General features: G+C 31.5%; 9 protein-coding genes. 5 read left to right on the plus strand and 4 right to left on the minus strand.

The window, feature by feature from the left end:
- The first annotated feature begins 19 nt into the window (after positions 1–19).
- Genes lpxB through APS56_RS08545 form a run of 3 tightly spaced genes read left to right on the plus strand, consistent with a single transcriptional unit; the run spans position 20 to position 3,788 of the window.
- Positions 20–1,132, plus strand: a complete 1,113-nt coding sequence (gene lpxB, locus APS56_RS08535; protein WP_054727180.1) for a lipid-A-disaccharide synthase — start codon at positions 20–22, stop codon at positions 1,130–1,132.
- A gap of 7 nt (positions 1,133–1,139) precedes the next feature.
- On the plus strand, positions 1,140–1,721 hold the full coding sequence (locus APS56_RS08540) for a C40 family peptidase (protein WP_054727182.1): 582 nt from the start codon (positions 1,140–1,142) through the stop codon (positions 1,719–1,721).
- Positions 1,722–1,745: 24 nt separating this feature from the next.
- A complete protein-coding gene (locus APS56_RS08545; RefSeq protein WP_054727184.1) occupies positions 1,746–3,788 on the plus strand; it encodes a ComEC/Rec2 family competence protein in 2,043 nt (680 codons plus the stop codon).
- An 8-nt stretch (positions 3,789–3,796) separates the two neighbouring features.
- Here APS56_RS08545 and APS56_RS08550 read toward each other — a convergent pair whose 3' ends face one another.
- The 4 genes from APS56_RS08550 to APS56_RS08565 form a co-directional block, all read right to left on the minus strand.
- Positions 3,797–4,345 carry a thioredoxin family protein gene (locus APS56_RS08550; protein ID WP_054727186.1) on the minus strand — a complete coding sequence of 183 codons (549 nt, stop codon included), beginning with the start codon at positions 4,343–4,345 and terminating at the stop codon, positions 3,797–3,799.
- A gap of 108 nt (positions 4,346–4,453) precedes the next feature.
- A complete protein-coding gene (locus APS56_RS08555; protein ID WP_054727188.1) occupies positions 4,454–6,241 on the minus strand; it encodes a peptide MFS transporter in 1,788 nt (595 codons plus the stop codon).
- A 38-nt stretch (positions 6,242–6,279) separates the two neighbouring features.
- Entirely contained in the window at positions 6,280–7,866 is a 1,587-nt protein-coding gene (locus tag APS56_RS08560) for a peptide MFS transporter (RefSeq protein ID WP_054727190.1), read from the minus strand.
- A 14-nt stretch (positions 7,867–7,880) separates the two neighbouring features.
- Positions 7,881–10,055 carry a S9 family peptidase gene (locus tag APS56_RS08565; RefSeq protein ID WP_054727192.1) on the minus strand — a complete coding sequence of 725 codons (2,175 nt, stop codon included), beginning with the start codon at positions 10,053–10,055 and terminating at the stop codon, positions 7,881–7,883.
- A gap of 164 nt (positions 10,056–10,219) precedes the next feature.
- Between APS56_RS08565 and APS56_RS08570 the strand changes: the two genes are divergently transcribed.
- Both APS56_RS08570 and APS56_RS08575 read left to right on the plus strand, forming a co-directional pair.
- On the plus strand, positions 10,220–11,542 hold the full coding sequence (locus APS56_RS08570; RefSeq protein ID WP_054727194.1) for a hydroxymethylglutaryl-CoA reductase, degradative: 1,323 nt from the start codon (positions 10,220–10,222) through the stop codon (positions 11,540–11,542).
- Positions 11,543–11,549: 7 nt separating this feature from the next.
- Positions 11,550–12,455 carry a GYDIA family GHMP kinase gene (locus tag APS56_RS08575; protein WP_054727196.1) on the plus strand — a complete coding sequence of 302 codons (906 nt, stop codon included), beginning with the start codon at positions 11,550–11,552 and terminating at the stop codon, positions 12,453–12,455.
- Positions 12,456–12,500: the final 45 nt, after the last annotated feature.

Below are 12,500 nucleotides of genomic sequence, written 5' to 3' on the forward strand. Positions count from 1 at the left end.
TGACTAACAACTTAAAACCATGAAATACTACATTATAGCTGGCGAAGCATCGGGAGATTTACATGGATCAAACCTAATGAAGGCACTACAAAAGGAAGATGTTAGTGCTGATTTTAGATTTTGGGGTGGCGATTTAATGCAAGCAGTTGGTGGCACATTGGTAAAACACTATAAAGAACGTGCTTTTATGGGCTTTATAGAAGTATTAATAAATCTATCGTCCATTTTCAAAGACATCACGCTTTGCAAAAACGATATTAAAAATTTTAAGCCAGATGTAATAATTTTTATTGATAATTCTGGTTTTAATCTTCGCATAGCAAAATGGGCTAAACAACAAAATTTTAGAACACACTATTATATTTCGCCACAGGTTTGGGCTTCTAGAGCAAAGCGCGTAAAAGCAATTAAGCATGACATTGATGCTATGTATGTAATTCTACCTTTTGTAGAGGCTTTTTACAAAAAACACGATTATAAAGTACATTTTGTTGGGCACCCTCTTATAGACGCCATTGCAAATAGAGAACAAGTAAACGAATTTAGCTTTAGAGAAAAACACCAGTTAGGCAACAAGCCTATTATAGCATTATTACCAGGCAGCAGAAAACAGGAAATAAAAAACATGCTTTCGGTAATGTTGAGTTTGGTAGATGATTTTAAAAATTATCAATTTGTAATTGCTGGTGCACCAAGTCAAGATTATACTTTTTATGAGTCTTTTATAAAATCCAACCATGTTAAATTTATAACAAACAAAACTTACGATTTATTGAGCATTTCTACAGCAGCCTTAGTAACTTCTGGCACTGCTACTTTAGAAACAGCTTTATTTAAAGTCCCACAAGTAGTATGTTATAAAGGAAGCGCTATTTCTTATCAAATTGCTAAACGCATAATAACTTTAAAGTTTATTTCGTTAGTAAACTTAGTTATGGACAAAGAAGTTGTAACTGAACTTATTCAAAATGATTTCAATAAAAAGCGACTTAAAAACGAGTTAGAAAAGATTTTAAATCCAGATATTCGTGAAAAATTATTCATTCATTATTATGAATTAGAAAAAGTCTTGGGCGGAAAAGGCGCTAGTAAAAAAACTGCTCAATTAATTTATAAATCCCTTCAAGCTTAGTTTATTTATGAGTAGAATTATTATTGTTTTTATTTTATTTATTGGTTTTGTTAGTTGTAAATCTTCTAAAAAGGCTAAAAACAATACCTCTACCAAAGTTATTATTGATAAAAGGACTGACAACAAAACAAAACAAATTATTTCTTCAGGATACAACACTTCAACACGTGCTCATTCTAATTCAGAAATTGCAGGTAAAAACGCATCAATTTCTACAAATATTATTGATTATGCCAAACAATTTGAAGGTGTAAAATACAAATGGGGTGGCACAACCAAAGCTGGAATGGATTGCTCTGGATTAGTTTTTGAATCATTTAAGGCTTATGATATTTTTCTCCCTAGAATATCTAGAGATATGGCTAAACGAGGTAAAAAAATAACATTAAAACAAACATTAAGAGGCGATTTATTGTTTTTCAAAACCAGAAACCGCCGCAATGATATTAATCATGTAGGCTTGGTTACTGAAATAAAAGATAATACTATATATTTTATTCACTCTACAACAAGCGCAGGCGTTATTATTTCTTCCTTAAATGAGTCGTATTGGAAAAATGCTTTTCATGAAGTACGTAGAATTTTATAAGATATTTTTATATCTTTCCATGGTATGCGTTTACTAAACTTTACCATTATAAAACTCACTTTTTTTCTTGTTACAGGAATACTTATTGGTTATTTTTTTAATATTTCCGCAAATACTTCTATTGCAATCACAGGTATATTTTTCCTTATTTTATGTGGGTGTTTTCTTTTTGCAAAGAAACAGTTTGTTAAAACTATTTGGTTTGGTATTGCTGCTTATTTAACCATGATTTCCATTGGAATTTTAACGGAAACATTTCATAATGAAAAAAACCACCCCATTCATTTCACACACCAAATAGCAAATGAAACTGATTTATTAAAAACCGTTACATTTAAAATCCGTGAAGTTTTAAAACCTAATAATTATTATGAAAAATATGTTGTTACTATTTTAAACATAGACGGCAAAAACACCTCTGGAAAATCCTTATTAAATATAAAAAAAGACAGTACTCAACCTACTTTAAATGTAGACGCTACTTTTATTAGCAAAGCAGTATTTAAAGATATTAGTCCGCCTTTAAACCCCAATCAATTTGATTATAAAAACTATTTAAAGAAAAAGCAAATTTACAGTCAATTATCACTTACTAAAACATCTCTTTATAAAGTTGAAAACCCTGTTAATACAACATATGGCATTGCTAACACTATTCGAAGTCATATCAACTCCAAATTAAAAACTTACCCATTTAAGCCTGATGAACTTGCTGTAATAAATGCGCTTTTATTGGGTCAAAGACAAGATATAAGCGAAACCGTTTATTCAAATTATGTTAACGCTGGCGTTATCCATATTTTAGCCCTTTCTGGCCTGCATATTGGAATTATTTTATTAATACTAAACCGTATTTTTAAACCTATTGAACATTTTAAACATGGACACATTGTTAAGGGCGTTTTAATGGTTATTATTCTATGGAGCTTTGCTATTATTGCTGGTTTATCTCCTTCTATCACACGAGCCGTTACAATGTTTAGTATTGTGGCTATTGCAATAAACTTAAAAAGACCCACCAATATTTATAATACACTGGCTATTTCCATATTTATTATTTTGCTTTTCAAACCTTTATTTTTGTTTGATGTTGGCTTTCAGCTCAGTTACATGGCCGTATTTGCTATAGTGAGTATAGTACCTTATTGTACTAAATTATGGAAGCCCAAAAACAAACTTATCAGAATATATTGGGAAACACTTAGCGTAACCATGGCTGCTCAACTTGGCATTATACCCATTACTTTATATTATTTCAATCAATTCCCAAGCTTATTTTTTATTTCAAATTTGGTAATTGTTCCCTTTTTAGGTTTTATCTTATTCTATGGTATTACTGTTATTATATTGGCGCTAATAGGTATACTTCCAAATATTGTAGCCACCATATATGGATCTATTATAAGTAGCATGACTAATTTTGTAAGCTGGATATCCAATATGAAAACCTTTCTTTTTGAAGAAATCTCTTTTAATTTTTTATACCTTCTAACTTCATACTTTGTTATTATTACTTTGGTTCACCTCATATTGAAGCGAAACTATTCTTCATTGCGATTATTTTTAATCGCAATTTTAATTTTTCAAGGAATAGCAATTTTCACGAATTACAGTAAACCTACAAATGAATTCATTGTTTTTCATAAAAGTAAACACACACTTTTGGGAAACAACAAGAAACATCATTTAATAATTGCCAGTGATATTGATAGTATTTCAAAAACCAATAATACCATTGAAGATTATAAAATTGGGAATTTTATTAATCATATTGAAGAAACTTCAATTAAATCTGTTTATTTATTAAATAACAAAAAACTTTTAGTAATTGATAGTTTAGGGGTGTATAATCTCAACACATTTCAACCAGATTATGTACTATTACGGCAATCTCCAAAAATAAACTTAAATCGACTGATTGATTCTTTAAAGCCAAAACAAATTATTGCTGATGGCAGTAACTACCTATCATATATCAAAAACTGGGAAAACATTTGTAATAAAAGAAAAATCCCATTTCACGAAACTGGAAAAATGGGAGCTTATATTATTAATTATAATTTTTAATAGTAATATTACCCTTTAAATTGAGGCTTAAAGGATGAATAATAAGTATTAAATTCTTCTTGAGTTGTAATTTCTTTATGTGCATCTGCTTTAAACATTTTTAAATACAACTCTAATTGCGGAGGTGTTTGATACCCTCTTAAAGGTGTTATTACATCAGCATTTTCATCAAAAAACACTATGGTTGGATACGCAGAAATTTGCAAATAACTTGCTAATTGATGTGCACTATTTCGTCTGTTAGCGTTGGCAGGATTATATCCAGGGTTTGCAAAAGTGTTATCTTTATAACGAACCTCTTGGTTGCCTTCTCCATTAAATTTTACAGCATAATAATGCTCATTTACATAATCAGCAACATCCTTATTTTGAAAGGTATTTTTATCTAACATCTTACAAGGTCCACACCAATTGGTATACACATCCATCATAATTTTCTTTGGTGCTTTTTTCTGAAGTTCAATAGCCTCATTAAAAGTTACCCAATTTATTTCTTGAGCGACACTACTTAAGGCAAATACCATTGTAAGCACCACTAACAATACATTTTTTTTCATTTAATATTTTTTATATTTCAATTTCTTTATTTCAAAAGCTGTTCCGAACTTACAAAAAACCTCTTAAAATATAGCGTTTTTAAAAATACTTTAACGCTTTTTAATTATTTATCGAACTCCATGCATAAGTTTTTTAAGGAGTGGATTTAATAAAACTGATATTAGACCTACACCAATAGGAATTAAAGTAAATATTAAAAAAAATGTCCCCAATGAATATTCTTCTGAAATTTTATCAATCATTCCCCCCATAGTATTAGCCAATTTCTGTCCCACAGCAATTGCCAAATACCAAACTCCAAACATAAAACCAATCATTCTAGCAGGCACTAATTTACTTAAATAAGACAATCCTAATGGGGACAAACAAAGCTCACCCATAGTATGAAACAAATATGCTAATATTAAAAACAGCATACTTACAGATGCGGTTTTAGCTCCGGAGGGTATATCTGAAGCACCATAAGCCAAAATCCCAAACCCTAAACCTAATAACACCAATCCAATGGCATATTTCATAGCAGCACTCGGATTATATTTACTTTCCCACCATTTTGAAAAAAGAGGTGCTAATGTGATAATAAAGAAAGAATTTAAAATTCCAAACCATGTTGCATCAACTTTTAATTCCTCTGAAAACGATTTGTCATAAATACGATAAATAACCAATGCCCATACCCCAAGAAAAGCAATAGCCAACATCACATTTGACAGCCCTATTTTTCCAAAAGTTTTTTTAAAAATCAAGAAAATAACATAAGTGATTATAATTAATGGAATGGTTGTTAATAATCCATCAACAATCTTAAATATGGTAGCTGTATTTCCTACTAAATCTCTATTAGTATAATCACTTGCAAACAAAGTCATAGACCCTAAAGATTGTTCAAAAAAAGCAAAAAAGAATACTGTAAAAAGTGCAAAAATAGAAACCGCAGCCAAACGGTCTCTAACAATAGGAATGTAACGAGCCAAACGGCCAATTAATAAAACCAAAAAAAGAATTAAAGCAGCAAGAACAACAAAATTAGAACCACTCATTCCTAAAAATTCAAAAGGTAACATAGAGGTACCTCCAATTTTCTCTAATGGATCATTAAATAAATATACAAGTCCTCCTAAAGAAGCTAATACAATTAGTATTTTATCTAATGTTGTAAACGGATTAAGCTTAGAAGCTGCCTCAACTTCTTCTTTTACAACTTCTGGATTTGTTAAATCTTCATCATCGTGTAAGACTACATTTATAGTTTTTGAAGGCGCAGCTCCAACTTCACCAAATATTTTATGCGCAAATAAAAACTGAAGCATCCCTAATAACATAAAAATACCAGCCAAACCAAACCCATAAGTCCATCCATAATTTTCAGCTAAATACCCACAAAGCATCATGCCAAAAAAAGCTCCAGCATTGACCCCCATGTAAAAAATGGTATAAGCACCATCTTTTTTTGACTCCCTTGTTTTATACATTTCTGAAATGATAGAGGTAATATTAGGCTTAAAGAAACCAGTACCAATAACCAATAATGCCAAACCTAAATAAAATGAAGATGTAGTTTCGAGTGCCATAGCAACATGGCCAAGCGTCATAATAACACAACCAATTACAACGGCAATACGATAACCTGTCCATTTATCTGCAATCCAGCCTCCAATAATAGGGGTTAAATACAAAAGTGAGGCGTAGGTACCTATTAAAGACAAAGCATGTTCACGTGGCCATTCCCAACCTGGATTATCACTAACCAAAGGTGCTGTTAAAAATAAAATAAGAAGTATGCGCATACCATAAAAAGAAAAACGCTCCCACATTTCTGTAAAAAACAAGATAAACAATCCAACTGGATGCCCAAGAACGGTGTCTTTAAATAAATTTTCAATGTCAGTATTCATTTTGATAAGTATTTTTTGCGGTTAGGGTATAATGACAATTAATTAATGCCATGCATCATTTTCTTTAATTTTGGATTCAATACTATCAAAATTACCGCTGCAATCATAGGTATAGCTGCAATAATTAAGAAAAATGTAGACAAGGAATACGTCTCTGATATTTTATCAATATAAGATCCCGTCATTCCTGCTATAAAATTAGCTATAGCTGAAGCTGTAAACCAGAGCCCGAATAACAATCCTGCTAATCGTTTGGGAGATAATTTAGACACGTAGGACAGCCCAACTGGTGATAAGCACAACTCCCCAGTAGTATGAAAAAAATAGGCTAAAATCAACCAAATCATACTAACTGATGCCTCTTTTGCCCCTTGAGGAATACTACTTGATCCTAATGATAAAACTAAAAATCCAGCTCCTACTAAAGTCAAACCCATTGCAAATTTAATTGGTCCGGAAGGATTCCATACCTTTTCCCACATTTTACTAAAGGACGAAGCTAATGCAATTATAAAAAAGGAATTTAGTATCTGAAACCAAGAAACAGTTACTTCTGTTTGCTCTAGACTAAATTCACGATAAACTTTCCACCCACCTAAAATCCAGATAATAACAAAAGAAACAGATGTGAATATAATTGTTAATGGGTATTCATTGTAAATTTTCTTTCCTAAACCGTAAAGCACCCATGTAACAATTAAAATAGGAAAAATAGTTAAAATTGCATCTATCCATTTAAAAATAGTGCCTGCATTTCCTTCTAAAATTCTTTGTGTATAATTTTTAGCAAACACTGTCATAGACCCACCTGCCTGTTCAAAGGCAAAAAAGAAAAAAATACTGGCAACCATTAATACACCCACAACGACTAATCGATCTCGTACAATATGAGCAGGGATCTCTTCATCTTCTGTTGCTTCTACAATTTCATCTACCTCTATAACAATTTGTTTTTTTGGCTGTTCTCCTATAACACCAAATATATTACGCCCAAAATAGAATTGTAACATACCGAATAACATAAATACACCTGCCAATCCAAATCCATAATGCCATCCCACTTTTTCACCTATATAACCACAAAGTAACATTCCTAAAAATGCACCTGCATTAATACCCATATAAAAAATAGTGTAACCTGCATCTTTTTTTGAACTTGAATCAGGATAAAGATTACCTACCATTGAAGAAATATTTGGTTTAAACAAACCATTTCCTAAAATCATAAATACCAAACCTATATAAAAAAAAGTAGGACTAATCGTCTCAAATGCCATAGCTGCATGACCTAAAGTCATAATTAAAGCCCCTAATAATATGGCCTTTCTAAATCCTGTAAATTTATCTGCTATGAGCCCTCCAACAAGTGGTGTTAAATAAACCAAACCTGTATACCAAGCATACAACTGCATAGCATCTGCATTTGTCCATTCCCAGCCTCCTTTTCCTATTTCTGTAATTAAAAAAACAGTCAATAACGCTCGCATTCCATAATAACTAAAACGCTCCCACATTTCTGTAAAAAACAAAACAAATAACCCAGCAGGATGCCCCATTAGCATTTTATTATCAACTCCTTGTTTTTTTAGGTGTGCTGTTAGAGCTAAATCTTTTTCTTGATTCATAAACTTATTTCTTTTTATAGGTTATTTATTATAAATTCAGTCATTTTTTTATATAGATGTAATCTAGTGTTACCTCCGTAAATACCATGGTTTTTGTCAGGATAAATGGCCCAATCGAATTGCTTATCGGCTTGAATTAAAGCCTCAACCAATCGCATGGTGTTTTGTACATGCACATTATCATCTGCAGAACCATGCAGCAAAAGAAAATCACCTTTTAATTTATCAACATGATTTATTGGAGAATTATAGTCATAACCATTTGCATTTTCTTGTGGTGTTGTCATATAACGTTCCGTATAAATTGTATCGTAAAAACGCCAACTTGTTACGGGTGCCACAGCTATGGCCATTGAAAACACGTCATTACCCTTAAACAAACAATTACTACTCATAAAACCACCATAACTCCACCCCCAAATACCTATTCTTCCAGCATCAATATAAGGCAAATTACCTATTTGTTTTGCTGCTTCTATTTGGTCTTCAACTTCATACTTACCCAATTCTTTTTGTGTAACTTTTTTAAAATCAGCACCTTTAAAACCCGTTCCGCGGCCATCAACACAAATAACAATATAGCCTCTAGCTGCTAAAAACTGATACCAATAATCATTTGTACCATTCCAACTATTGGAAACATATTGCGAACCAGGGCCTGAATATTGAGTCATAAACAACGGATACTGTTTTGATGAATCAAAATCAGCAGGTTTTATCATCCACATATTCAGATCATTGCCATTAACAGCAATGGTACTAAATTCCTTTTCAGATAGTTTATAATTTGATAGTTTATTGGACAGTGATTGATTATCCTTAATCACTCTTATTACTTTTCCAGAAGCAGCATCATTCAAAGTGTATTTTGGAGGTGTTGATGCGTTTGAAAATGTATTTATAAAATATGAAAAATCAGCACTAAAATCAGCATCATTTGTCCCATTGAGATTTGAAAGTCTAGTTTTTTTCTTCCCATTTAATTTTATAGAATATACATCTCTATTTATAGACCCATTTTCAACCGATTGGTAAAAAACAGAATTCGTTTTATCATTATACCCGTAGTAATCTGTCACTTCCCAATTACCGTTAGTTACTTGATTTATTAATTCCCCATTGCTATTATAATGATAAATATGATTATACCCATCTTTTTCACTGGTCCAAATAAAGCTATTATCTTTTAAAAACGTTAAATTGTCCGTTACATCAATATAAGCTTTATCTGTTTCAGCTAACACTAAATTAGAAGAGTTACTTTTAGCATTTATCATCCACAAATCTAATTCGTTTTGATGTCTATTCATAAACTGAGCACTCAGGATGTCAGAATTGTTTGTCCACTTAATTCGTGGAATATAGAAATCATTATAACTTTTACCAACCTTAACCTCTGCTGTTTCATTTGTTTCTATATCGTATATATGGAGCGAAACAACTGAGTTTTGTTCTCCTGCTTTGGGGTACTTAAATACTTGTTGAGTTTGATAAAGATCTGTTCCATATACATCCATTGAAAATTCGGGCACATTGGTCTCATCAAATCTGATATAAGCTATTTTATTACTATCAGCATTCCAATCAAAAGCACGAACAAAAGCAAATTCTTCTTCGTAAACCCAATCAGTTATACCATTTATTATTTTATTCTTTTCACCATCAAAAGTAACTTGCGTGGTTTTACCAGAGTTTAAATCCTTTATAAATAAATTATTATTTAAAACAAATGCTACTTTATTTCCGTTTGGTGAAAAAGTTGGCTCCTGAATTTTTTCTTCAGAAATTAAGGTTAATGACTTGTCAAGAATATTATAAACATAATAATCCCCTAATGATGAACGCCGATAAATAGGCTCTTGATTAGTTACTAAAATAATTTTTTGCTCATCATTACTAAAATTATAATCTGAAAAATAAGCCATTTCGTCCAAATTTGAAGAACTTACCAGCGTTTTTACTTTTTGGAGCGTATTATAGTCATACAGATCAATAGAAGTACTTCTTGAAGCTCTATCAAAATTCAAAACCGCATATTGTTGCCCATTTGACATGGAGTGTAAAGCATCCATTCCATCTGTCCTAAATTCACCATTCCATATAGCTTCTAAGCTAATAACCTCTGTTTGAGCCGTTAAAATAGATGTAAAAAAAAGAAGAATGTAAAAGGAGTATTTTTGGTATTTCATTAAAAACTTTTATTTCAAAAAAATAAATCTTGTATATTAAAAACAAGATAAACATTAAGATTTTTAAAGGCTAAATATACATATTTTAAATATATTAAAAACCTCTAAATTCAAATCAAAACAAGTTTATAGTATCTTTGCTCATCAAAAAAACTTTTAAATTAATGAGCGCTTCTATCTCTGGATTTTCCAAACTTTCAAAAACTAAAAAAATCGACTGGATTGTTGATACTTACTTTTCAAATTCTGAAGACGCAAAAAGTATATTAAAACAATATTGGAACAATGATGTTAAACTCCAGCAACTACATGACGAGTTTATTGAAAACACCATTTCAAATTACTATTTGCCGTTTGGAGTAGCTCCAAATTTTTTAATCAATAAAAAAATATACACCATTCCTATGGCCATAGAAGAGAGTTCTGTGGTGGCTGCTGCCAGTAAAGCTGCTAAATTTTGGATGGACAGAGGAGGTTTTAAAACCAAAGTCATTTCTACAACTAAAATCGGTCAAGTACATTTTATGTTTTATGGGAATGTTGATAAACTAAAAAAATTTTTCAAGACTGTTAAACCCAAACTTATTAAAGACGTTGCTTCCATTACTAAAAACATGGAAAAACGCGGTGGTGGTATTATTGATATTGAACTTCGGGACAAAACAAAAGACATTAATGGATATTACCAATTACATGTGTCATTTGAAACCTTAGATGCCATGGGCGCAAATTTTATCAACTCCTGTTTAGAGCAATTTGCTAAAACATTTAAAAATGAAGGATTACTATTTGATGGTTTTTCTGAAGAAGAAAAAAACATTAAAATTGTTATGAGTATTTTATCAAACTATGTTCCCGATTGTTTGGTACGCGCTGAGGTAAGTTGTAAAGTAGAAGACTTAAATGAAGATAAAAACATAACCGCTGAAGAATATGCCTCTAAATTTATTCAGGCTGTTAATATTGCCGAAGTTGAACCTTATCGTGCCGTTACTCATAATAAAGGCATTATGAATGGCATTGACGCCGTAGTATTAGCCACTGGAAATGATTTTAGAGCTATAGAAGCAGGCGTACATGCCTATGCCTCCAGACATGGAAAATACAGTAGTTTATCACATGCGAAAGTAGAAAATGGCATCTTTACATTTTGGATGGAAATTCCATTGGCTTTAGGAACTGTGGGAGGGCTTACAGGCTTACACCCGTTAGTAAAACTGGCATTGGAATTGCTACACCATCCATCTGCCAAGGAATTGATGCAAATTGTAGCAGTAGCAGGATTGGCACAAAATTTTGCAGCCTTACGCTCCCTTACTACCACAGGTATTCAAGAAGGACATATGAAAATGCATTTGATGAATATTTTAAATCAACTTGAAGCTAATAATGAAGAAAAGCAAATTATAATAGAGCGGTTTAAAACCCAGGCGATTTCTCATAGTGCTGTAGTAGATGCCATTCATAATTTAAGAACTAAGAATTAAATTAAAAGTGAAACGTTTTAATAGTCACGGAAAATTATTGCTTACTGGTGAATATGTGGTACTTGATGGTGCCTTATCATTAGCTATTCCCACCAAATTCGGTCAATCTTTAACGGCTACACCTATTAACGAACCGAAACTCATTTGGAAAAGTTATGATGAGGAAGGACAGATTTGGTTTGAAAACACATTCTTAGTTGATGAAATTACCGATTCTAAACACCCTGTTAATGACATTAATAGCAGACTTATACAAATATTAAATGCTGTAAAACAATTAAACCCAAATTTTTTAAATTCTGATAACGGATACAAAGTTATCACCACATTAGATTTCCCTAAAAACTGGGGACTAGGCACTTCTTCAACATTAATAAACAACTTAGCACAATGGGCACAAGTAGACGCCTATAAATTATTAGAATTAACTTTTGGTGGCAGTGGCTACGATATTGCTTGCGCACAAAACAACAATCCGATTAGTTATCAATTAAACCAAGGAACACCCGTTGTAAAACAAATTAATTTCAATCCTGCTTTTAAAGAACATCTTTATTTTGTCTACCTCAACAAAAAGCAAAACAGCCGAGATGGGATTGCTCATTACAAAGCAAATAAAGGTAATATAGTTTCTTATATTTCTGAAATTAGTCATATTACTACAGAAATGAGTTCTTCAACTAATTTACATGATTTTGAAAAACTTATAAATTTGCATGAAACAATTATATCTAAAATAACAAAACAAATACCTGTTAAATCACTTCTATTTCAAGATTTTGCAGGGCAAATAAAAAGCTTGGGGGCTTGGGGAGGCGATTTTATATTAGCAACTTCAAAAAACAATCCAACCTCTTATTTTAAGAACAAGGGACATGATACTGTTATTTCTTTTAAGGATATGATTTTGTAAACGTACAACTCTAACTTTTTCCTTTCAACAACAATAAATTGATTA

It is taken from the genome of Pseudalgibacter alginicilyticus, assembly GCF_001310225.1.
Taxonomy (GTDB): domain Bacteria; phylum Bacteroidota; class Bacteroidia; order Flavobacteriales; family Flavobacteriaceae; genus Pseudalgibacter; species Pseudalgibacter alginicilyticus.